The sequence below is a fragment of the Nocardioides sp. Root140 genome (assembly GCF_001426745.1).
Taxonomy (GTDB): domain Bacteria; phylum Actinomycetota; class Actinomycetes; order Propionibacteriales; family Nocardioidaceae; genus Nocardioides.
Genome location: NZ_LMFI01000010.1, coordinates 1,546,725 through 1,570,116, shown reverse-complemented (window position 1 = coordinate 1,570,116; position 23,392 = coordinate 1,546,725). Strand labels below are relative to the sequence as shown.

Annotated in this window: 18 protein-coding genes; 3 read left to right on the top strand and 15 right to left on the bottom strand. The window is 68.8% G+C overall.

Going from position 1 to position 23,392, the window contains the following annotated elements:
- Positions 1-29: 29 nt before the first annotated feature.
- Positions 30-524 carry a thiol peroxidase gene (tpx, locus tag ASD30_RS17855; RefSeq protein ID WP_056684386.1) on the bottom strand — a complete coding sequence of 165 codons (495 nt, stop codon included), beginning with the start codon at positions 522-524 and terminating at the stop codon, positions 30-32.
- 120 nt (positions 525-644) lie between these two features.
- Between tpx and ASD30_RS17850 the strand changes: the two genes are divergently transcribed.
- Together ASD30_RS17850 and ASD30_RS17845 are read left to right on the top strand one after the other, a co-directional pair.
- The gene (locus ASD30_RS17850; RefSeq protein ID WP_056684382.1) at positions 645-1,976 is read left to right on the top strand and encodes an MFS transporter; all 1,332 of its coding nucleotides are present in this window, start codon (positions 645-647) and stop codon (positions 1,974-1,976) included.
- Positions 1,977-2,104: 128 nt separating this feature from the next.
- Positions 2,105-2,809, top strand: a complete 705-nt coding sequence (locus ASD30_RS17845) for a calcium-binding protein (protein WP_056684379.1) — start codon at positions 2,105-2,107, stop codon at positions 2,807-2,809.
- A gap of 11 nt (positions 2,810-2,820) precedes the next feature.
- Here the strand turns inward: ASD30_RS17845 and ASD30_RS17840 are convergent, their stop codons facing one another.
- From ASD30_RS17840 to ASD30_RS17780, 13 genes are all read right to left on the bottom strand, one after another.
- Complete coding sequence (locus ASD30_RS17840) at positions 2,821-3,621, bottom strand: 2-phosphosulfolactate phosphatase (protein ID WP_056684376.1); 801 nt, start codon at positions 3,619-3,621, stop codon at positions 2,821-2,823.
- On the bottom strand, positions 3,618-5,576 hold the full coding sequence (locus tag ASD30_RS17835; RefSeq protein ID WP_056684373.1) for a M13 family metallopeptidase: 1,959 nt from the start codon (positions 5,574-5,576) through the stop codon (positions 3,618-3,620). The genes ASD30_RS17840 and ASD30_RS17835 overlap by 4 nt, the downstream gene beginning before the upstream one ends.
- Positions 5,577-5,643: 67 nt before the next feature.
- Positions 5,644-6,615 carry an NADPH:quinone oxidoreductase family protein gene (locus ASD30_RS17830; protein WP_056684370.1) on the bottom strand — a complete coding sequence of 324 codons (972 nt, stop codon included), beginning with the start codon at positions 6,613-6,615 and terminating at the stop codon, positions 5,644-5,646.
- Between the two features lie 20 nt (positions 6,616-6,635).
- Positions 6,636-7,850 carry a M15 family metallopeptidase gene (locus ASD30_RS17825; protein ID WP_056684368.1) on the bottom strand — a complete coding sequence of 405 codons (1,215 nt, stop codon included), beginning with the start codon at positions 7,848-7,850 and terminating at the stop codon, positions 6,636-6,638.
- Between the two features lie 98 nt (positions 7,851-7,948).
- Positions 7,949-8,962 (bottom strand): electron transfer flavoprotein subunit alpha/FixB family protein, encoded by a 1,014-nt coding sequence (locus ASD30_RS17820; RefSeq protein WP_056684365.1) that lies wholly within the window; start codon positions 8,960-8,962, stop codon positions 7,949-7,951.
- Positions 8,959-9,732, bottom strand: a complete 774-nt coding sequence (locus ASD30_RS17815) for an electron transfer flavoprotein subunit beta/FixA family protein (protein ID WP_056684362.1) — start codon at positions 9,730-9,732, stop codon at positions 8,959-8,961. Before ASD30_RS17815 ends, ASD30_RS17820 begins: the two co-directional genes overlap by 4 nt.
- Complete coding sequence (locus tag ASD30_RS17810; protein ID WP_056684359.1) at positions 9,732-12,254, bottom strand: GcvT family protein; 2,523 nt, start codon at positions 12,252-12,254, stop codon at positions 9,732-9,734. Before ASD30_RS17810 ends, ASD30_RS17815 begins: the two co-directional genes overlap by 1 nt.
- Positions 12,255-12,420: 166 nt before the next feature.
- Complete coding sequence (locus ASD30_RS17805) at positions 12,421-13,410, bottom strand: ABC transporter substrate-binding protein (RefSeq protein WP_056684356.1); 990 nt, start codon at positions 13,408-13,410, stop codon at positions 12,421-12,423.
- 45 nt (positions 13,411-13,455) lie between these two features.
- The gene (locus ASD30_RS17800; RefSeq protein ID WP_057294120.1) at positions 13,456-15,495 is read right to left on the bottom strand and encodes an ABC transporter permease; all 2,040 of its coding nucleotides are present in this window, start codon (positions 15,493-15,495) and stop codon (positions 13,456-13,458) included.
- Positions 15,492-16,541, bottom strand: a complete 1,050-nt coding sequence (locus ASD30_RS17795) for a quaternary amine ABC transporter ATP-binding protein (RefSeq protein ID WP_056684352.1) — start codon at positions 16,539-16,541, stop codon at positions 15,492-15,494. The genes ASD30_RS17800 and ASD30_RS17795 overlap by 4 nt, the downstream gene beginning before the upstream one ends.
- Positions 16,538-18,268 carry a choline dehydrogenase gene (betA, locus tag ASD30_RS17790; RefSeq protein ID WP_056684349.1) on the bottom strand — a complete coding sequence of 577 codons (1,731 nt, stop codon included), beginning with the start codon at positions 18,266-18,268 and terminating at the stop codon, positions 16,538-16,540. Before betA ends, ASD30_RS17795 begins: the two co-directional genes overlap by 4 nt.
- A 49-nt stretch (positions 18,269-18,317) precedes the next feature.
- Positions 18,318-19,790, bottom strand: a complete 1,473-nt coding sequence (locus ASD30_RS17785; protein WP_056684346.1) for an aldehyde dehydrogenase family protein — start codon at positions 19,788-19,790, stop codon at positions 18,318-18,320.
- Positions 19,791-19,922: 132 nt separating this feature from the next.
- A complete protein-coding gene (locus tag ASD30_RS17780; protein WP_056684343.1) occupies positions 19,923-20,693 on the bottom strand; it encodes an IclR family transcriptional regulator in 771 nt (256 codons plus the stop codon).
- A gap of 102 nt (positions 20,694-20,795) precedes the next feature.
- On the opposite strand from ASD30_RS17780, the gene purU reads away from it, so the two are divergent.
- Positions 20,796-21,683, top strand: coding sequence for a formyltetrahydrofolate deformylase (purU, locus tag ASD30_RS17775; RefSeq protein WP_056684341.1), 888 nt, complete (start codon positions 20,796-20,798; stop codon positions 21,681-21,683).
- Positions 21,684-21,832: 149 nt separating this feature from the next.
- Here purU and ASD30_RS17770 read toward each other — a convergent pair whose 3' ends face one another.
- Positions 21,833-23,272, bottom strand: a complete 1,440-nt coding sequence (locus ASD30_RS17770; RefSeq protein ID WP_056684337.1) for a trimethylamine methyltransferase family protein — start codon at positions 23,270-23,272, stop codon at positions 21,833-21,835.
- Positions 23,273-23,392: the final 120 nt, after the last annotated feature.

Genomic DNA, 23,392 nt, shown 5'->3' with positions numbered 1-23,392 from the left:
CGACCGGGGCTCGGAGAGAAGGAGTCGGGTCAGGCCAGCGCGGCGATCGCGGCGTCGTAGTCGGGCTCGGTGGTGATCTCGGGGACGAGCTCGCTGTGCACGACCTGGCCGTCGGCGTCGAGGACGACGACCGAGCGGGCCAGCAGGCCGGCCATCGGGCCGTCGGCCATGGTCACGCCGAAGTCCTCGCCGAAGGAGGAGCGGAACGCCGAGCCGACCTTGACGTTCTCGATGCCCTCGGCGCCGCAGAAGCGGGCCTGGGCGAACGGCAGGTCCTTGGAGACGTTGACGACGGTGGTGTTCTCGAGGCCTGCGGCGAGCTCGTTGAACTTGCGCACGCTCGCGGCGCAGATGCCGGTGTCGATGCTGGGGAAGATGTTGAGGACGGTGCGGCCCTGGACGTCGGACGAGGCGAGCGAGGAGAGGCCCTCACCCACCAGGTCGAACGCCGGGGCGCCGGCGCCTACGGCGGGCAGTTCGCCGACAGTGTTGACGGGGGATCCCTTGAAAGCAGTGGTAGCCATGCCCCATTCCTACAGGGATCGTCCATGTCCACGCCGCGCGGGTCCACTCCTCAGACTCACGTTCACCCCTTACTCTGTTAAGTCAATGATCTTTATTGACTATCTTCAGGGAGTGAGCACATGGCACCCACCGCAGCCTCCCCACGGAAGGTCGCGGTCGCCTCGGCGGTCGGCGCGACGATCGAGTGGTACGACTTCTTCCTCTACGGCACCGCCGCCGGGCTGGTCTTCGACAAGCTCTTCTTCAACGGCCTGAGCGGGCCGACGGCCCAGTTCGCCGCCTTCGGCACGTTCGCCGTGGGGTTCCTCGCACGTCCGCTCGGCGGCGTCATCTTCGGCCACTTCGGTGACCGCATCGGGCGCAAGACGATGCTGATCTGGACGCTGGTCATCATGGGCGTCGGCACCGCCGCGATCGGCCTGCTGCCCACCTACGACTCGATCGGCGTGTGGGCACCGATCCTGCTCGTCGTGCTCCGCGTGCTCCAGGGCATCGGCGTCGGCGGCGAGTACGGCGGCGCCGTGCTGCTCGCCGTCGAGTTCGCCCCGCCCGAGAAGCGCGGGTTCTTCGGCAGCTTCGCGCACATCGGAGTCCCGGGCGGGCTGTTCCTCGCCTCGGGCGCCTTCGCGATCGCCAGCCAGCTGCCCGACGAGGCGTTCCTGTCGTGGGGCTGGCGGGCCTGCTTCCTGCTCAGCATCCTGCTGCTCGGCATCGGCACCTGGATCCGGATGAGCGTCATCGAGACCCCGGCCTTCCAGAAGGTGCAGGAGGAGAAGGAGCTCTCCGCGATGCCGGTGACCGAGCTGGTCCGCCGCCAACCGCGCCACCTCCTGCTCGGCATGGGCACCCGCTTCATCGAGGGCTTCACGTTCAACCTGTTCTCGGTCTACCTGCTGGCCTACGCGGTCAAGGAGGTCGGCGTGCCCAAGTCGACCGTGCTGAACGCGATCATGGTCGGTGCCCTGCTCGGCGTGGCGCTGACCGTCTTCTCCGGCCACCTCAGCGACCGGTTCGGCCGCAAACGTGTCTACAACACCGGCACCGTCGCCGCCCTGCTCTTCGCCTTCCCCGCCGCCTGGCTGCTGCAGACCGGCAACACCGTCGCGGTCGCGGCGACGTTCATCGGCGGCCTCGGCGTGCTGTACGGCGTGATCTACGGACCGTTGGCCGCCTTCTGGAGCGAGCTGTTCGACACCCGCTACCGCTACTCGGCGCTCAGCACGCTCTACCAGATCTCCGGGATCGTGGCGTCGGGGTTCACGCCCCTCATAGCGGCCTGGCTCGTCTCTCTCTCCGACGGGACGCTCTGGCTCGTGGCGCCGTACAACGCCGCCATCGCGCTGTTCAGCCTGGCCTGCGCGCACTTCCTGCCCGAGACCCGTGGCCGCGACCTGCACGTCGACCTCGCACCGCGGGTTCCCACGGGGCACGACGAGCTCGTCGACGCCTGAATCGGTGCCCGTGCCGGAGCAACGCCCGGAGAAATCGTTCGCTCCGCCGCAACGTTTTGACCGCGTGGGGTGTCTAGGTGTGTGTAGGGCAGTCACGGGGGCTGTCCGCGCCTACGGAAGGTCCCTCCATGCGTTCGCTCCGGACTCTCGCGCTCCTCGCCGCCACCGCACCGCTGATCGCCGTGGGGGCACCTGCCTTGGCCTCGGCACCTGCCGCGAACCCCTCGACCCGTGCCGTCACCGCGCCGCCGACCTGCTTCGGCAAGCCGGCCACCATCGTGTCGCGCACCGGATCCTTCGTGCGGGGCACAGCGGGCGCCGACGTCATCGTGGTGCTCGGACACGCCAGCGTGTCGAGCCTCGGGGGCGCTGACCGCATCTGTGGCTCCCACCTGGTCAGGTCCGGCACCGGCAACGACAAGGTCTCCTTCCACCGTCGCGGGGTCGTCACCGACTACGCCGAGTTCGTCCTCGGCTACGGGAACGACCTCCTGACGATGACGGCTCCGGACTCGGCCGTCATCAGCGCCGGCGGCGGCCGGGACCGGGTCCAGACCGGCGCCGGTTGGCAGTACGTCGACGGCGGCAACGGGGTCGACGTGATCAGCACCGGCCGGGGCCACGACGAGCTCCAGGGCGGGTCCGGCGACGACCTGCTCTACGGCCAGGACGGCAACGACGAGTTCCTCGGCGGCCAGGGTGACGACCTCATGTTCGGGGGCGAGGGCAACGACGTGCTGCGGGAGATAGTCGACCAGGGGTTCGACATCGGCCGAGGTGGCGCGGGCACCGACCGGTGCCGGGGAGACGTGGAGCGTCGCTACAGCTGCTGATCCGGGCGAGCTCAGTCGACGGAGGCGAAGCAGCCGTCGGTGAGCACCGGCACGACGTCGCTCACGTCGAGCTGAGAGGCCACCTCGACGTCGTCGGCGAAGCCCTTGGCCGCCAGCTCGCGCCCGCCGGCACACGCGGCGACCTCCCCGACCAGCTCGGGCTCGACCGCGCGGAACGCCTGCTCGGCGACCCGGGCCTCCGGCGAGAGTCCCTCGACACCCAGGTCGACCAGGGCGGCCAGCACGGCGCCGGCACCCCACAGGTCCTCGGCGCAGGGCCGCAGTGAGTCGTCGGGCCACCGCTCCCCGCCGGCGATGACGGTCAGGCTCGGGGCGTGGCCGACCGCCGACGGCGCCCAGAGCCTGGTGGCCAGGTGTGCAGCGACCGCGCGACGGTTGCGCAGGCTGGCCGCCAGCACGGTGCAGCCGGAGTCGGCCAGGCCGAAGCTGATCGTCGAGCCGTTCGGACTGGGCAGCACCAGCCTGGTGATGTCGTGGCTCTGCAACAGCGACGCCGGCGACAGCGACACGTGCCGACCCTCGAGGGCGAGAGCCTCGAAGCGACCCACGGCCAGGGTGGCGCCCAGCCGCATCGCCAGCTCCTTGGCGCGGGCGTCACGCCACGGATGAGGGAACACCTCGATGCCCTGCTCCACGGCCACGGTCACCGTCGTGGTGAACGACAGCACGTCGACCACCACGGCGTACGCCGCCCCGGCCGGGCCGATCGTCGCCTCAGCGCCGGTCGGCCCCCAGTCGAACCGGACCGGGTACGCCGATTGGCCGTGCTCCGGATCGAACTCCGTGTTCACCAGATGCGCACGCGCTGCGAGGGGTCGAGCCAGAGCCCGTCGCCCTCGCTGGTGCCGAACGACACGTGGAACTCGTCGAGGTTGCGCACGATGTTGGCGCGGAACTCCGGCGGGCTGTGCGGGTCGATGGTGAGGTACTGCTGCTCCTGCTCGGTGCGACGCTTCGTGCGCCAGCAGTAGGCCCAGTTCATGAAGAGCCGCTGCGAGCCGCTGGCGTCGGCGGGCGCTCCCTCGACCGGCGCACCGAGCGAGATCTGGTAGGCCTTGTGGCCGATGGTCAGGCCGCCGAGGTCGCCGATGTTCTCGCCGACGGTCAGGGCGCCGTTGACCTTCTCGCCCGGGAGGTTGCGCGGGGAGAATCCGTCGTACTGCGCGATCAGGGCCTTGCTCTTCACCTCGAAGGCGGACTTGTCGTCGGGCGTCCACCAGTCGTTGAGGTTGCCGGCGCCGTCGTACTGTGCGCCCTGGTCATCGAAGCCGTGGCCGATCTCGTGACCGATCACCGAGCCGATGCCGCCGTAGTTCTCCGCCGGGTCGGCGTCGGGGCTGAAGAACGGCTTCTGCAGGATGCCCGCGGGGAAGCAGATCTCGTTGGTGCCGGGGTTGTAGTAGGCGTTGACGGTCTGCGGCAGCATGAACCACTCGTCGCGGTCGACCGGCGCACCGATCTTCGCCAGCTGGCGGTCGGTCTCGAACGCCGCCGAGGCCGCCACGTTGCCGATCAGGTCGTCGGAGGTGACCAGCAGGCCGGAGTAGTCACGGAACTTCTCGGGGTAGCCGATCTTGGGGCGGAAGGTGTCGAGCTTCTCGTAGGCCCGCTGCTTGGTCTCCTCGGTCATCCAGTCGAGCGCCTCGATGGAGACCCGGTAGGCCTTGAGCAGGTTCTCGACCAGCTCGTCCATCAGCTCCTTCGAACGCGGCGGGAAGTGCCGGGCGACGTACTCCTCGCCGACCGCCTCGCCGATGGCGCCCTCGACGAAGGCCACCGCCCGCTTCCAGCGCTCGCGCAGCTCGGGGGTGCCGTTGAGGGTGCGGCCGTAGAAGTCGAAGTTGGCCTCGACGAACTCGTCGGGGAGGTAGGGCGCGGCCGAGCGCAGCACCCGGCTGAGCATCCACGCGCGCCACTGCTCGATCGGCACCTCCTCGAGCACGGTCGAGAGGTGCTGCAGGTAGGACGGCTGGCGCACGCAGGTCTCGGCCAGCGTCTGCTCGTTGCCACCGAGGTTGGTGGCGTAGGCCTTCCAGTCGAAGTTGGGAGCCAGCGCCTGCAGCTCGTCGTACGTCGTGAGGTTGTAGGTCTTCTGCACGTCGCGGGTCTCGGCGCGCTCCCAGTGGCCCTTGGCGAGGCGGGTGTCGACGTCGAGCACGGCACGGGCCGCGCCCGCCGGGTCGGCGATGCCGCCGAGGGTGAAGAGGCGCTCGAGGTAGCCGACGTACTTCTCGCGGATCTCGGCGAACTTCTCGTCGCGGTAGTAGGACTCGTCGGGCAGGCCGAGGCCGCCCTGGCCGATGTTGAAGAGGTAGCGGTCGGAGTTGCGGTCGTCGGTGTCGACGAACGAGCCGAACAGGCCGGCGCCGCCGAGGCGCTCGAACTCACCGATGAAGGCGGCCAGGTCGCGTACGTCGCGCAGGGCGGAGGCGGCGTTGAGCAGCGGCTCGGCCGGTGTCAGCCCTCGACGGTTCACCGTGTCGGTGTCCATGAAGGAGGCGTAGAGGGCGGCGATCTTCGCGCCGTTCTCGGACAGCGTGTCGCGCTGCGTCGCGGCGAAGTCCTGGATGATCTCGCGCACCTGCTCCTCGGCCACGTCGGCCAGCTGCACGAACGGCCCCCAGCTCGACCGGTCGCTCGGGATCTCGGCCTCGTCCAGCCAGCGCCCGTTGACGTGACCGAAGAGGTCGTCCTGCGGGCGGATGTCGGGGTTCATGCCCTCGCGGGCGTCATCGAGAATGCTCACGGCGACGACACTAACTGAGGGGTGTGCGTGCGGGAATCACCCGTTGGGGCCGAACTCGCGAGTAGGTCTACTTGTCCTGGAGGACGACGACCGACTTGCCGAGCGTGCGGCGCTCGTCCATGTCGACCAGGGCCTGCCCGAACTCCTCGATCGGGTAGACCCTGCCGATCGGCGGCTTGACCGCCCCCGACTCGAGGAACGGCATGATCGCCGTCCACTGCTCCTGCATGTAGCCGGGGCGCACCATCGCGTAGGCGCCCCACCCGACGCCCCGGACGTCGATGTTGTTGAGCAGGAGCCGGTTGACCTTCACCTCGGGGATGCCCTGCCCGGCCGCGAAGCCGACCACCAGCAGTCGGCCCAGTGGAGCCAGGGAGCGCAGCGAGTCGGTGAACAGGTCGCCGCCCACCACGTCGAGGACGATGTCCACGCCCTTGCCGTCGGTGAGTCGCGCGACCTCGTCCTTGAAGCCCTCGGGGCGGATCACCTCGTCGGCCCCGGCCTGCCGGGCGATCTCGGCCTTCTCGTCGGTCGAGACGACGGCGATCGTGCGGGCGCCGTACGCCTTGGCCAGCTGGAGCGTGGCGGTGCCGACGCCGCCGGCCGCGCCGTGCACGAGCACGGTCTCGCTCTCGCGCAGGTTGCCGCGTACGTCGAGCGCGAAGTGGGCGGTGAGGTAGTTCATCGGCAGCGCGGCACCCTCGTCGAACGAGAGCGTGTCGGGCAGCGGGAAGGTGAAGATCGCCGGGCAGGCGACGCGCTCGCTGGCGCCGCCATGGGGCAGTACGCCGACCACGCGCTGGCCCGCCTCGAACCCGTGTGCGGCCTCGACCACGGTGCCGGCGAAGTCGACGCCGAGCGTGAACGGCGGCTCGGGCTTCATCTGGTACTCACCCCGGCTGAGCAACAGGTCGGGGAAGGAGATCCCGACCCGGTGCACGTCAATGAGGACGTCGTCGGGGCCCGGCTTCGGCTCGGGGACCTCGTTGACGACAAGGGCTTCGGGACCGTCGTTGCTGACCACCTGGACTGCGCGCATGGACCCGACCCTAACCGGGTTCAGCGGACCTCGAGCACCTGGTTCAGCTCGAAGTGCATGGGGTCGGTGTAGTTCCAGTCGCCGCCCCAGCCGAAGCCCCACTTCTTGAAGATGTCGACGACGGTGCGGTCCATCTGGCCGACCGTGCCGCGGCCGTTCTCGGCGGAGTTGATGTCGATCGCCATGCCGAAGGCGTGGTTGGACAACGACGTGGTGCCGGCGATGAAGCGCGGGTAGTAGCAGCCCGCGGTCTGGTAGACCTTGTCGGCCAGGTCGCGCTCGACGACCTCCTGGAGGGCCGCGCGCAGCTGCGGGAGCATCGCCTTGTGGCAGGTCACCCGGCCCAGGATCGGCACCTCCTCGGTGCGGATGTTGGCCGCCACCCAGGCCGCGTCCGGGGTCACCCGGCCACCGATGACCCGGTAGTTGTAGACCCCGACCGCGGCACCTACCGAGGTCCCCGTGGGCACGGCGGTCAGTCGCGCGCCGGGGTCGAGGCCGTAGCGGGCGACCGCGTCGAGCATCTGGATCGAGACGTCGTCGTCGCCGATGATCTTCTGGATCGGCTTGCGCACCGACTGCGGCGAGGTGGCGCCGGTGGCGATCACCAGGGCGTTGCCCTCGACCATCTTCAGCTCCTCGCCCCACTTCTGGTTGACCACGAGGTCGACGCCGTAGGGCTGGTCGGTGTAGGCGCCGACGTGCACGGACGGCGCCTCCTTGTCGGCACCGAGGCGCACGAAGGCCTGCTTGTCCTGGATCCGCTTGCCGGTCGCCTGCGAGGTGGCGAGCTCGCCGCCGGCGACGCGGGTCCAGATCTCGTCCTGCTTGCCGGAGATCGTGAACCGGCGGAACGTGGCGGGGTCGACCGCGGCGAGCGTGACCACACGGTTCTCGATCGGCACCGAGGCAAGGGAGAACTGCTCGGCGGCCTCGACGCCCTTGAGGTCCTTGATCCGCTGGATCATGTCGTCCGAGAGCGGCTTCGTGCTGTAGACGAGGATGTCGGCGATCTCGAGCGACTCCTTGAGCGGCCCGGGCGGGTCGACCGCGTGGTCGGGGTCGGCCACCGGAACGCCTGACCCGGACCGGGACGGGCTCGGCGTGCTGGTCGGCGACGACTTCGCGTCGCCGGGCTCGTCCTTGCCGTCACCCTTGTCGCCGCAGGCACCCAGCAGGGTCGCTGCACACACCAGCGTCAGTGCTGCCGCGGTCGCGCGTCGACGTACGAACATCCGTCAGGTCCTCCCCCGAGTCGTGAAGAGTGTAGAGGGAGTGGCCTCGTGGGCGCGGGACGTGCTCGGCAATCCACGAGTGGCCCGCTGATTCGGTCTCAGGAGCCGGAGCGGCGCCGGATCTCCTCGACGATCGCGGGCACGACCTCGTGCATGTCACCCACCACCGCATAGGTCGCCTTGGCCATCATCGGAGCCTCGGCGTCGGTGTTGACGGCGAGGATCGTCTTCGAGCTCGCGCACCCGGCCCAGTGCTGTATCGCGCCGCTGATCCCACAGGGAACGTAGAGGTCGGGGGCGATCCGGCTGCCGGTCTGCCCCACCTGCTCGTGGTGCGGACGCCAGCCGAGGCTGGTGACCACGCGGGAGACCCCGAGCTGCCCACCGAGGAGGTCGGCGAGCTCGCTCACCGCGCCGAAGCCGTCGGGTCCGCCGGCGCCACGCCCCGCTCCCACCACCACGCGCGCCGACCTCAGGTCTCCGGACCGGTCGGGGACGCCGGGCTCGGTGGACACCACCCGGGCGACGAGGTCTCCGGCGTCGAGCGCCGGCTCGAGCTCCTCGACCACTGCCTCGGTGGCGGCGTCAGCCGGTCTGGCCTCGACGGCGTGGCCGGCCACCGTGAACACGGCCGGGCGCGCGGTCAGCTGCATCTCCTCCAGCGCCGCACCGCCGGCCACCTGCCGGGTCACGACGAGGGGTGCCAGCCCGTCGAACGCCACGGCGTTCGCGGCCATGGGTACGTCGAGGCGCGCGGCCACGTGGGCAAGCACCTCGTTACCCCGCGGCGTCCCGGCGGCCGTGACCACCACCGCACCCGCACGGTCACGCGCCTCGATGATCGCCGCGGCCCAGGCGGCGGCGCAGTACGACGCGAAGCCCTCGCCACGAGCCACGAACAGCGTGGAGATCCCGTGCTTGCCCAGCTCGTCGACCAGCACCTCGGGAGTCACCTCGGTGGTCGAGCCACCGTCAGCGAGCGAGGTCGGGACCACCAACCCGTGGACCGGCACCCCGCCACCTTCGGCGGCAAGGTCGCGGGCGAAGCGGATCGTCTCCAGGGAGGTGTCGGCGACTCCGTCGGCACCGGTCTCGATCAGGACCAGGATCATCGGAGCACTCCCAGGGACTGGAACAGGTCGACCACCGCGGGAGCCGCCTCCGGGCCCTCGCCCAGCACCTGGACGGTGGAGGGAGCCGGCGGCGGGAGCGTCAGCCGGACCCGGCCCGAGCCGCGCGGGGCACGGGTCGGCGTACGCATCTCGATCTCCACCTTCTTGGCCCCCATCCGACCCTTGATCGTCGGATAGCGCGGCGAGACACCGCCCTCGGAGACCGCCACCACTGCAGGCAGCGGCAGGTCGTAGGTCTCCCGACCCCCGTCCGGGGAGTCGCCGTGCGCCGTCGCCCGGCCTTCCTCGATCGCCACTGTCTTGATGCCAGTGACCACCGGGCGTCCCAGTGCGTGTGCCAACCGCACCGGCACCTGGAAGTCGCCGGTGTCGGCGGCGTCGTTGCCCAGCAGGACAAGGTCGTGGTCGCGGCCCTGCTCGGCGTGCGCCCGGACCACCTCGGCGATCTCGTGGGCGATGTCAGCAGGCCCGAAGTCACGCAGGTCGGTCTCGACGAGGGTGGCCGCGGAGGCACCCACGGAGAGGGCGCTGCGCAGCTGCTCGACCGACTCGGGCGGTCCGACCGAGACCAGGCTGACGGTGCCGCCGTGGACCTCCACGAGCTGGGTGGCCAGCTCGACCGCGCAGTTCTCGTGGTCGCTCAGCGTGCAGCCGACGTAGCGCGAGTCGACCGCCTGCGCGTCGGGGGTCAGCAGCACCTCGCCGGACGAGTCCGGCACCCGCTTGACGCAGACCAGGATGTCGACCATCAGCGGATCCGGGCGTTCTCGGGGTCGAGCAACGGCGTGGAGTCGACGGACTCGATCGTCACGGGGTAGAGCTCCTCCATGTAGGAGACCGCCAACCGGTTGCCCAGGGAGGCCTGGTCGGGTGGCAGGTAGGCCATCAGCACGTGCTTGCCCAGGCTGGGCGCGGAGCCGGCACTGGTGACATGGGGATGGTGTCCGTGGCCGTCGGTGAGGGTGCCGCCGTCTCGGGTCAGGATCGGCTCCCCGCCCAGCATGTAGCGCTTCACGCCGGACGAGGACGTGTGGTCGTCGACGGTCATCGTGCACAGCACCGTCTTCGGGTCCTCCTCCCGCTGCTTCACGTAGGCCTCGCGCCCGATGAAGTCGGCCTGCTTGACCTTGGGCCGTTGCATGGCGGCTTCGACGATGGTGCGTTCGCCGTCGAGCTCGAAGCCGAAGGCACGGTAGCCCTTCTCGATCCGGCCGGTGGTGCCGTAGACGCCGATCCCGACCGGGACCGCGCCGTCGGGCTCGCCGGCTTCGTGGAGAAGCGACCAGAGGCGAGCACCCTCCTCCATCGGGACGTAGAGCTCCCAGCCGAGCTCGCCGACGTACGAGATGCGGGAGGCCAGCACCCCGAGGTTGCCGACCTCGATGTCGCGGCAGCTGAGGAAGCCGAAGCCGCCGTCGCTGATGTCGTCGTCGGTGAGCCGGCCGAGGATGTCGCGGGCCCGCGGGCCCCAGAGTCCGATCGTGGAGTACGCCGAGGTCAGGTCGACGACAGCCGCGGCACCCGTCGAGCCGTCACCGGCCAGGTGGTCGCTGAACCACTTCTTGTCGGCCATGCCGTGCAGCCCGCCGGTCACCACCCGGTAGCGGTCGTGGGCCAGCCGCATCACGGTCAGGTCGGACTTGAAGCCACCCCGCTCGTCGAGGACCGGGGTGTAGATCACCTTGCCGGGGGCCACGTCCGCCTGCGCGACGACGATGCGTTGCACGGCGTCCTTGGCGCCGGGGCCGACCACGTCGAAGATCGCGAACGCGGTCAGGTCGACGATGCCGGCGCGTTCCCGCATGGCCAGGTGCTCGGCATTGATGATCGGCGACCACCAGCGGCTGTCCCACTCGTGCTCACGCGGCATCACGCGGTCGCCGTACTCGCCCAGGAGCGCCTCGTTGCCGTCGTACCAGTGCGGTCGTTCCCAGCCGACGGTCTCGAAGAACCGGGCGCCCTGCTCCTGCTGCTGGGCGTGCATCGGCGCGAGCCGCTTGCCGCGCTCGCCCTCCCACTGCTCGCCGGGGTGCACGATGCCGTAGGTCTTGATGAACGCCTCGGACGTGCGCGCCTTCACGTGGGAGCGGGTGCGCTGGTGGGGGTAGAACCGGGCGATGTCGCTGTGGTGCACGTCGATCTCGGAGCTGCCGTGCGTCATCCACTCGGCGACCGCACGCCCGACGCCGGGCCCCTCCTTGATCCAGACGGCCGCGGCCGACCAGAGGCCCTTCACCTCGGGGGTCTCTCCGAGTATCGGTGCCCCGTCGGGGGTGAGCGAGAGGAGTCCGTTGATCGCGTAGCGGATCTCGGCACCGTCGGCGCCGAGGGCCTCGGGCATCAGGTCGAAGGCCTGCTCCAGCTGGGGATCGAAGTCCTCCTGGGTGAACGGCATCTCGGTCGGCGACAGGCGGGCCTGCTCGATGGACGGGATGTCGTCGGGCTCGTGCAGGATCGCGCGGTGGGCGTAGGAGCCGACCTCCATGTCGGCGCCGTGCTGGCGCTCGTAGCAGAAGGTGTCCATGTCACGCACGATCGGGAAGCTGATCTCTCCGGGCCGTTCGGCGAGCTGCGGGATCGGGCCCACCGAGATCATCTGGTGCACTGCCGGGGTGAGCGGAATGGCCGCGCCGGCCATCTTCGCGATGCGCGGGCTCCACACGCCACAGGCGACCACGACGGTCTCGGTCTCGATGGTGCCGCCGGAGGTCTCGACGGCCGTGATCCGGCCGTCGGTCACCACCAGGTCGGTGACCTCGACGTTGGGCACTACGGTCAGGGCGCCCAGCTCGAGAGCCTTCTCACGCATGATGGTCCCGGCACGCAGCGAGTCGACGACACCGACGGACGGCGTCCAGAAGGCGCCGAGGATCTCGTCGGTCTCGATGAAGGGGATCTTCTCCTTCACGTGCTCCGGGCCGACCAGCTCCGACTCGATCCCCCAAGCCTTGGCGCTGGACATCCGGCGACGCAGCTCCTCCATGCGCTCCTCGGTGCGAGCGATCTCGTAGCCGCCCGACTCGGTGAAGACGTCCATCTCCTTGTACTGACGCACCGAGTCGAGGGTCAGGTCGGTGATCTCGCGGGAGTGGTCGACCGGGAAGATGAAGTTCGAGGCGTGACCGGTCGAGCCGCCCGGGTTGGGCAGCGCGCCCTTGTCGATCTGCACGATGTCTCGCCAGCCCAGGCGGGCGAGGTGGTGCACGAGGCTGTTGCCCACGATGCCGGCGCCGATGACGACGACACGGGCGTGGTTCGGAACGTCTGCCATGGATCCGCCTATCGGTTGCGCAATGCGCAACGTAATGCGCATTAAGGAACACCACCAGCGTCCGCCCGGGCGCCTTGTGTGTCAAGGGAATCGCCCTCGAAATCACGACAGCCCCACGGAGATCACCGTGGGGCTGTCGTGCGCGTCCGACGCGGTCAGGGCTGGTTCAGCGGCCCAGCCATGCGTCGACCTTGTCGGGGTTCTCCTTGATCCACTTCTTGGCGGCGTCCTCCGGCGACATCTTGTCGTCGGCGATGTACTTGGCCACCAGGTTCTGGTCCTCGTTCTTCCAGGTGAAGTTCTTGACGAGGTCGACCATCGCTCCGCCGTCACTGGACCAGCTGGTGGAGACGACCTTCTTCAGGTCGGTCTCCGGGTAGTCGCAGGCGACCTTGGCCGGGTCGTCCTGGCAGCCATCGGTGTACTCGGGCAGGGCCACCTTCTCCAACGGAATCTCGGCCAGCAACCACTGCGGGTCGTAGAAGTAGCCGATCAGCCACTCGTGGTTCTTCTCGGCCTTCTGGAAGGCGGTGATGCTGGCCGCCTCACCACCGGAGAAGACCACCTTGAAGTCGAGGTCGAGGTTGGCGACGATCGCCTCGTCGAACTGGACGTAGGACGGGTCGGACCCCAGGAACTGTCCCTTGCCGCCGGACTCCGAGGTCTTGAACTTGTCGGCGTACTTGTTCAGGTTCTTGTAGTCGAGGATGTCCGGGTGCTCCTTGGCGAGCCACGGCGGCACGTACCAGCCGATGATGCCTATGTTGCCGGTCGACCCGAAGTCCTCGGCCGAGCCGTCGCCCTTCTCGGCGAAGTACTGCTTCTCCAACGCCGGGTGGCCCCAGTCCTCGATCACCACGTCGACGCCGCCGCTCTTGAACTCCTGCCAGGAGACGTCTTCCTTGAGCTCCTTGTAGTTGACCTTGCAGCCGAGCTCCTGCTCGGCGAGGGTGCCGACCACGTAGGCGTCGGCCGCCATCCCGACCCACGGGTTGACCGCCAGGTTGAGCTCGCCGTCGCCACCGCACTCGGCCTGGGCGTCCTTGTTCTCGTCGGTCGCCTTGTCGATCGACCCGTCACCACACGCGGCGAGGACGAGGGCCAGGCATGCCGACACTCCCAGGAGCTGGACTCCCCTGTTCCATCTGTTCTTCATCTGGATCTCCTTCTTCTCATGGCCGAGTCGCTTGGCCGAGTCGCTTCATCCGGTGACGGCCAGCGGCGCGTCACGGTCGGTCGATTCCTCCTCCGCAGTTGCGTTGCGTCGTGACCGGCGACGGACCGGAGCGGCCGACCCCGTCACGGCGGCTGCCCGGAAGATGCGGTCGAGCATGATGCCCAGCAGCACGATGCTCAGGCCTGCGGCCAGTCCCTTGCCCCACTCCTCGAACCGCGAGAAGCCGAGTACGACGTCGTACCCCAGCGCCCCGGCTCCGGCCATCCCTCCGATCACCACCATGGAGAGCACGTAGAGCAACCCCTGATTCGCGGCCAGGACCAGGGAGCGTGAGGCCATCGGCAACTGCACCTTCGTGATCTCCTGCCACGCTGTGGACCCTGCGGACCGGCCGGCCTCGAGGGTGGTCTCCGGAACACCGCGTACGCCGTCGGCGACCAGCTTGATCGCCACCGGGGCGGCGTAGACGATCGCGGCGAAGATCGCGGTGAACCGCGTCTGGTCGAACAGGTAGAGCACCGGCACCAGGTAGACGAACGGCGGGATGGTCTGCCCCATGTCGAGCACTGGCCGCAGGAGCAGGTCCACCGTGGGCCGGCGGGCCATCCAGACCCCGAAGATCACCGCCAGGATCATCGTCAGCAGGGTGGCGACCAGCACCATGTTCAGGGTGATCATCGTGTCGTGCCACAGGTCGAGGTACCAGATGCCGGCCAGGCAGGCGACGACCCAGCCCACCACGGCAACCGTGGTGGCCATCGTGCGGAAACCGCCGATCACCACGGCGAGCAGCAGGATCGCGGCGCCGCTGACGAACCACGGCGATTCGGCGAGCACGCTCTGCATGGGGTTGAGCAGGCCATAGCTGACCAGGTCCTTGAATGCCTCGCTCACCCCTCCGATCGCGTCGACCACCCAGCTCGAGAACTTGTTGATGCCGTCGGCCAGGTCGGAGGACCAGCCGGTGGACGGGTACGTCGCCGCCCACGAGTAGAACCGCGACATCTGGATCATCACGACCACCACGACCAGACCGACGGCGAGACCGGCCCACCTGAGTCGGCGGTTGCCTCCCCCGATTCGGGCAAGTTGCTCCGGCCGTTCGCTGGCGGCGGTGGTGGTGCGGTCCAGCATGATGGCCAGCAGCACCAGCATGGCCCCCGGAACCAGCCCGCGTCCGATGTCGGCGATCTGCAGCGCGGCGACGACCGGCCTGCCGAGCCCGGGTCCGTTCACGTAGGAGGCGATGACCGCCATCGCGAACGCGGCGAGCGTGGTCTGGTTGAGCCCCACGATGATGGTGCGCCGGGCCATCGGCAGCTGCACCTTGAAGAGGCGTTGCCAGGCTCGTTGACCCATCGAGTCGGTGGCCTCGATGGCCGTGGGCGAGACCTGCCGGATGCCGAACCCGGCGACACGGATCAGCGGAGGCAGCGCGTAGACCAGGGTCGCGACGATGGCGGCGGGTGCACCGGTTCCGAAGAAGAGCACCACCGGGATCAGGTAAACGAAGGTGGGCATCGTCTGCATCAGGTCGAGGATCACGCCGATGATCCGGTTCGCCCAGTCGCTGGTGCCGATCAGCACCGCGATGGGCAACCCGATCACCACGGCGCAGATGACCGACAGCAGGGTGACGATCAAGGTGTCGACCGCATCGGCCCAGAGACCCATCACCGCGGCGACGAACATGACCGAGCCGGTCAGCACGGCGTACTTCCAGCCGGCGACCGCGTGCGCGATCCACATCATGATGCCGAGCAGGCCCAGCCAGCCGATCTCCGGCACGGGTCGCGGATAGTTCGGCTTCGAGAGCATTCGCTGCAGCCAGTCGACCGCGTTGAGCGCACCCTCGGCGACGTTTCCGGTGAACTGCATCAGCGGGTTGTCGTCGCGGCCGGCGATCAGGTCGTTGCGCCACCCGGTCATCTCGTTGTGCAGGTCGGTGTGCTCGCGGCCGGGAAGGGCCAGCGTGTGGCTGCCCTTCATGAGCCACCAGGCGAGGATCCACGCCCCGACCACGACCAGCGCCCAGGCCCAGCGCGGCATCCGGCCGAGACTCACACCGACTCCTCGGCCACCACGACCCGCAGGATCGCGTCGTCGTCCACGATCCCGACCAGCTTCCCGTCATCGATCACGCGGACCGGATGGTCGGAGGCCAGCGCCGCCTGCGCTGCAGCCCGCACGATGGTGTCGGAACTCATCACCGGCCCCTCGCTCGAGTCGTCGGGCCGCGGGTCGCGCATCACCCACTTCAGGGTCAGCACGTGCGAACGGGGTACGTCGGAGGTGAAGTCCCGGACGTAGTCGTCGGCGGGCGCTCCGACCACCTCGTCGGGCGTGCCGATCTGGACGATCTCGCCGTCGCGCATGATCAGGATCCGGTCACCCAGCTTGAGTGCCTCGGCGAGATCGTGGGTGATGAAGACCATCGTCTTCTTCAGCTCCTCCTGGAGCCGGATCACCTCGTTCTGCATGTCCCGGCGGATCAGCGGGTCGAGTGCCGAGAACGGCTCGTCGAACAGCATCATCGCGGGGTCTCCGGCCAGTGCGCGGGCCAGGCCGACCCGCTGCTGCATGCCCCCGGAGAGCTGGTCGGGGTAGGAGTTCCCGTAGCCGGTCAGTCCCACCAGGTCGACCACCTCGGCCGCCTTGGCACGCCGCTCCTTCTTGCCGACGCCCCTGATCTCCAGGCCGTAGGCGATGTTGTCGATCACCTGACGGTGCGGCAACAGCCCGAAGTGCTGGAACACCATCGAGACCTGGTTACGGCGCAGGTCCCGCAGCCCGGCCGCGTTGGCGGCGGTCACGTCGATGCCGCCGATCTCGACCTCGCCCGCGGTCGGCTCGATGAGCCGGGTCAGGCACCGGACCAGGGTCGACTTGCCGGACCCGGAGAGGCCCATCACCACGAACACCTCGCCGGGTGCCACCTCGAAGGACACGTCCTTCACACCGACCACGCAGCCGGTCTTCTCCTTGAGGTCGGCGCGAGAGAGGTCGGCGTCCGGCGTGCCGATGATCCGGTCCGCGCGGTTGCCGAAGATCTTCCACAGTCCGCGGACGCTGACCGTGGCAGCCGTCTCGGTCGAGTTCTGCTGGCTCATCGTGTACCTGCCTCATCGATGGAGTTGCGTGGGTCGCCCGGTGGATGGAGCGGCGTGCCGTCGCGGTAGCGGTAGTACGGCGCGGGGTCCGGCGCCAGCGGAGTGTTCCCGAGGATCAGGTCGGCGGCCTTCTCGGCCAGCATCATCACGGGCGCATAGATGTTGCCGTTCGTGACGTACGGCATCGCCGACGCATCGACCACCCGCAGCCCGTCGATGCCGTGCACCCGCAACGACGTCGGGTCGAGCACGCTCATCGGGTCGGTGCCCATGCGGGTCGTGCACGACGGGTGCAGCGCGGTCTCGGCATCCTTGGCCACCCAGTCGAGGATCTCCTCGTCGGTCTCCACCCCCGGTCCCGGTGACACCTCGCCGCCGTTGAACGGGGCGAACGCCGGTTGCTCGAGGATGTCGCGGGCCACCCGGATCGCCTCCACCCACTCCTGGCGGTCCTGCTCGGTGGAGAGGTAGTTGAAGCGCAGTGCCGGATGCCGCGACGGGTCGGTGGAGGTGACCTTCACGCTGCCCCGGACGTCGGAGTACATCGGCCCGATGTGCACCTGGTAGCCGTGGGCACCCTTCTCCAGGCCCACCGGAGCGCTGCCGTCGTACCGGATCGCGATCGGCAGGAAGTGGAACATCAGGTTCGGGTAGTCGACCCGGTCGTTCCCGCGGACGAACCCGCCGCCCTCGAAGTGGTTCGTGGCACCCAGGCCCTTGCGACGGAAGAGCCAGTCGGCGGCCAGCTTGGGACGGTTGCGCCACTTGAGTCCGGGGGCGATCGACACCGGCTGCGTGGCGGCGTACTGGATGTAGACCTCGAGGTGGTCCTGCAAGTTCTCCCCGACCCCGGGAAGGTCGTGGCGCGGCGTGATGCCGAGCGCCTCCAGCTCCGCGGCGTTGCCGATGCCGGACAGCTGCAGCAGCTGCGGCGAGTTGATCGCCCCACCACACAGGATGACCTCGTCGGCGTACGTCGTGTGCCTGCTGCGGCCACGCGACCACTCGACGCCCACGGCACGTTGACCCTCGAAGACCAGGCCCCCGACGAACGCATAGGTCTTCACGTCGAGGTTGGGGCGATGCATCACCGGGTGCAGATAGGCCTGCGCGGCCGAGAAGCGACGGCCGTGGAAGACATTGCGGTCGAAACGGGCGAAGCCCTCCTGGCGGTAGCCGTTGACGTCGTCGGTCAGCGGATGACCCGCCTGCTGGGCCGCCTCGAAGAACGCCCCGAAGAGCGGGTTGAGTGCCGGGCCACGCTCCAGTCGGAGCGGCCCGCTGCCCCCACGCCACCGGTCCGCGCCGACGCTGCCGTCGGGAAGCAGGAGGGTCTCCATGCGCTTGAAGTAGGGCAGGCAGTGGGCGTAGCCCCAGGTCTCCATGCCGTCGTCGGCGGCCCAACGCTCGTAGTCGAGCGGGTTGCCGCGCTGGAAGATCATGCCGTTGATGCTGCTGGAGCCGCCGAGCACCTTGCCGCGGGCGTGGTAGACCCGTCGGCCATCCATGTGCGGCTCGGGCTCCGACTCGTACTTCCAGTCGTAGAACCGGCTGCCGATCGGGAACGGCAGCGCCGCCGGCATGTGGATGAAGGGGTCGATCTTGTAGTCGTTGCGCCCTGCCTCGAGCACGAGCACCGTGGTCGCGGGGTCGGCCGAGAGTCTGTTGGCGAGGGCGCACCCGGCGGAGCCGCCTCCGACAATGACGAAGTCGTAGCGATCGGTCATGCGCACCCACTCCCTTTCACGATTCGGCTCTCCGCGGCCTGTCACGCTGTCACGCCCCGTCGAACCACCCCTGTGGTTCTGGTCGCAGGTTCTGCCAGATGTGCTTGGTCTCCTGGTACTCCTCCAGCCCCGCGCGACCGAGCTCGCGCCCGATCCCGGACTGCTTGAACCCGCCCCACTCGGCCTGCGGCACGTAGGGGTGGTAGTCGTTGATCCACACGGTGCCCATGCGCAGTCGGCGCGCCATCCGCTGGCCGCGGCCGGCGTCACCGGTCCACACCGCGCCGGCCAGGCCGTAGATGCTGTCGTTGGCGATGCGCACCGCGTCGTCCTCGTCGGTGAAGGTCTCCACCGTGAGCACCGGACCGAAGGACTCGTCCTGGGTGACCGACATGTCGCTTGTGCATCCGTCGAGCACCGTGGGCAGGTAGTAGAACCCGCTGGCCAGCGCCGGGTCGTCGGGCCTGGCTCCACCGCACCGGAGCACCGCCCCCTCGGCGATTCCCGCCTCGACGTACGCCTCGACCTTGGCACGGTGGGCAGCACTGGTCAGCGGACCGGTCTCGGCCTCCGTGTCAAAGGGTCCGCCGAGCCGGATCAGCCTGGCCCGCTCGACCAGGGCGTCCACGAACTCGTCGTGGATCGACTCCTCGACGACCAGGCGGGCGCCGGCCGAGCAGACCTGGCCCGAATGAAGGAAGACCGCGGTCAGCGCCATGTCGAGGGCTGCCTCTCGAGGTGCGTCGGCGAAGACCACGTTGGGGTTCTTGCCACCCAGCTCGAGCGCGACCCGCTTCACGGTGCCGGCGGCGTTGGCCATCAGCAGCTTGCCGACCGCCAGGCTCCCGGTGAACGACACCAGGTCGACGCGCGGGTCGGTGCTCAACGGACTGCCGGCCCCGGGACCGTCGCCGAGGACCAGGTTGCCCACTCCCGCCGGAAGGCCCGCCTCGCCGAGGATGCGCATCAGGTGGATCGCGGAGTGCGGCGTGATCTCACTCGGTTTGAGCACGAACGTGTTGCCGGCTGCCAGGCAGGGCGCGACCTTCCAGGAGGTCTGCAGCAGCGGATAGTTCCACGGGGTGATCAGCCCGCACACGCCGAGGGGTTCGTGGACGACGGAGCTGGCCACGTCGCGGTTCCCGGTGTCGACGACCCGGCCCGCGTCCTCGGCGGCCACGTGACCGTAGTGACGGAACACGCCCACCACGTCGGCCACGTCGTACTCGCTCTCGACCAGGCGCTTTCCGGTGTCGAGGGACTCCGCACGCGCCACGGCATCCTTGTCCCGCTCGAGCAGGTCGGCCACCCGCAGCAGCAGGTCGCCACGCTCCCGGGCCACCGTTCCGGGCCATGGTCCGGCATGGAACGCACGGTGCGCGGCCGCGATCGCGGCGTCGGTGTCGGCGGAGTCTCCCTCGTCCACCTCGGCGACCAGGCTGCCGTCGGCCGGGCACCGGATCTCGCGCCGCCCCCCGCCGCGCGCGGCACACCACTCGCCGTCAATGTAGATCTCCGGCACCTCTGGCCCCACCTCTCCGGACGATGTGATCGCGTATCACGCAACAGGTTTCATGTCGCGCAACGACCAGGTCACCCTTTTGCAGGATTGCCCCCTCACCGGACGGCGTCAAGTGGGTCGACGAAACTTGCCCTAACGGTGACCCCAGCCCAAGCGGTACGACACCTCGGTGGCCGCCGCCACCAGTTGCTCGACGACCTCGTCCACGCGCTGCTGTTGCAGCCGCAGCGTGGGGCCCGAGACACTCATCGAGGCGATGACGTCGTCGTGGGCGTTGCGGATCGGTGCCGCCACGGCCGTGAGGCCGACCTCCAGCTCGTCGACCGCCACGGCATACCCGACCTCGCGGACATGATCGAGCTCCTTGCGCAGCTTGCCCTTCCGGGTGATCGTCAGCTCGGTGTACGCCGGGAGGGCGCCGAGGAAGTCGTCCAGCTCGTCCGGGTCGAGACTGCTGAGCAGGATCTTGCCGTTGCTGGTCGCATGCAGGGGGATGTGCTGGCCGACCCAGTTGTGTGACTGCAACGCCGAGGACCCCGCAACCTGGTCGAGATAGAGCGCCGAGTGCTCGGAGAGCACCGCGATGTTCACCGTCTCCCCGGTCTCGGCGGCCAGGTTCCGGCAGACCGGACGCGCCTCCTGGACCACGTCGAGCCGGGCCGTGGCGGCACCGGCGAGGCGCAGGATGCCCATGCCGAGGCGGTACTTGCCACGCTCGGCCGTCTGTTCCACGAGCCCGTGCGACTCGAGCGTGGCCACCAGGCGGAACGCGGTGCTCTTGTGGACCCCAAGCTCGCCCGCGATCTCCGTGACTCCGGCCACCCCGACGCGGGCAATGCCCTCGAGGATGCTCAACGCGCGGTCGACGGACTGGACTCCGTCGACGGTGCGGGGCTTGTCCATGACGCGACATTAGCGCAGGCACTGGCGCAGCCGCTGTTGCGTATCGCAGACTGATGACGCGAACTACGCAACAGTCCGTCGTTGCACCGAACAGGGGTCACCATGGTTCTCCGCTACTCCGCCAACGCCGGCGACCCGGCCGGTGACTTCGTCCTCACCCTGGTCTGTCCCGACCGCCCCGGCATCGTGCACGCCGTGTCGGAGTTCCTGGTGCGCAACCGTGGCAACATCATCGAGAGCCAGCAGTTCGGTGACCGGCTCACCAATCGATTCTTCATGCGCATCGACTTCGAGGTCGAGGGTGCGGTGCCCGACGTCGCCACACTCCGCGAGGACTTCGCCACCGTGGCCGCGCAGCTGTCGATGACCTTCGAGATGTGGGACGCCGCTGCGCCGTACCGCACCTTGATCATGGTCTCCAGGCACCTCCACTGTCTCAACGACCTCCTCTTCCGCACGTCCACCGGGGCCCTGCAGATCGAGATCCCCGCCGTCGTCTCCAATCACCCCGACGCCGAGGCCCTGGTCCGGTCCTACGACATCGACTTCCACCACATTCCGGTGACTGCCGCGACCAAGCCCGAGGCCGAGGCGGAGGTGTTGCGCCTCGTCGCCGAGCACGAGGTGCACCTCGTCGTACTGGCGCGCTACATGCAGGTGCTCTCCGATCCGATGTGCCGTGCGCTGTCCGGCAAGGCGATCAACATCCACCACTCGTTCCTGCCGAGCTTCAAGGGCGCCAAGCCCTACCACCAGGCCTTCGACCGGGGAGTGAAGCTCGTCGGCGCCACCGCCCACTACGTCACCGCCGACCTCGACGAGGGGCCGATCATCGAACAGGACGTGATGCGGGTCGATCACAACCACAACCAGGCACAGCTCGTCTCCGCCGGACGCGACGTGGAGGCCCAGGTGCTCTCACGGGCGGTCCGTTGGCACTCCGAGTCCCGGGTGCTGCTCAACGGCCCCCGCACCGTCGTCTTCCGCTGACCCTGGTCCCGGGCACTGCTGGTCGGCCCTCGCCAGCGAAGTGTTCACTTGGACATACAGTTCAGCCCGACGTGCCGTTGTCCGAGCGCGAGCGGGCGGGCACGTGCGCGAACTGCATGTTCAAGTGAACATCGTGAGGTGGCAGAGAGTCAGTCGCCGAGCTCCTTGCGGCGGCGGGTCACGAACTCCTCCAGCTCCAGGCGTACGCCGTCGTCGAGCGCCGGCGGCTCGAACTCCTCGAGCTTGGTGCGGTAGATGTTTCCCGCACGCGCCGCGGTGTCGAGTCCGCCGCCTCGAGTCCAGCGCTCGAAGTTCTCCGACGAGGAGAGCATCGGTCGGTAGAAGCAGGTGCGGAAGCGTTCCATGGTGTGCTGCGCGCCCAGGAAGTGGCCGCCGTGGCCGACCTCCTTGTGGGCGTCGAAGGCCAGCGACGCCTCGTCGATCTCGAGCGGGGTGAACTCCGCCTCGAGCATCTGCAGGATCTCGGTGTCGATGATGAACTTCTCGTACCCCGAGACCAGGCCACCCTCCAACCAGCCGGCCGCGTGCATCACCCAGTTCGCCCCGGCCAGGAAGGTCGGCAGCATGGTCATCAGCGCCTCGTAGCCGGACTGCGCATCGGGGACCTGGGAGGAGGTCAGCCCGCCACCGGTGCGGAAGGGCAGCCCGAAGTGGCGGGCGATCTGGCCGGTGCACAGCAGCCCGATCCCGGACTCCGGCGTGCCGAAGGTCGGTGAGCCGGACTGCATGTCGATGTTCGAGAGGAACGACCCGAAGACCACGGGTGTCCCCGGCCGGATCAGCTGGGCCAGCGCGATGCCGGAGAGCGCCTCGGCGATCTGCTGCACCAGCGCCGCGGGCACCGTCACCGGCGACATCGCCCCCATCAGCAGGAAGGGCGTGAGGATCACCGGCTGACCGGCCGCGACGTACTCGAACATCGACTCCAGCATCCGGTCGTCCCAGTGCAGTGGCGAGTTGCAGTTGATCAGCGAGATCGTGGCCGGCGTCTTCTCGATCGCCTCCCGCGAGCCGAAGACGATGTCACACATCGACAACACGTCACGGGCGTTGACCGCCGAGACGACGTTGCCCATGAACACCTTGTCGGTCTCGGTGAGCAGGGCCAGCGTCATGTCGAGGTGTCGACTGTCGAGCGGAGTGTCGTTGGGTTCGCAGATCACTCCGCCGGCGGAGTCGAGCACCGGGAACGTCTGCGCCAACCGGCTGAAGTTTCGGAAGTCGGCCATCGTGGCGTCACGGCGCATCTCTCCCTCACGGACGAAGGGCGGGCCGTAGACGGCGGCGAACGCCATCGCGTCGCCACCGATGTGGACGGTGTTGTCCGGGTTGCGGGCCTGTACGTCAAACTCGGCCGGCGCCTTGGCCACCTGGGCCAGCACGAACTCCGGATCGAGGAAGACGGTGTTCTCCTCGACCTTCTGGCCTGCAGCGCGAAAGAGCTCCAGTGCCCGCGCGTCCATGAACTCCACACCGATCTCGGTGAGGATGCGTCGCCACCCGCCGTCGAGGGTGGACATCGCATCGGCCGACAGCACTTCGTAGCGCGGCATGCGGTTCCGGAACATGCGTCCTCCTGTGTCGCTCTTGACCTGCCCTTGTCGAGATCCTAACCTCATAATATGGATCAGTGGTTCCATAATGTGGAACACTCGGAAACCGATCCAGTCGACCGCGAGAAAGGCACA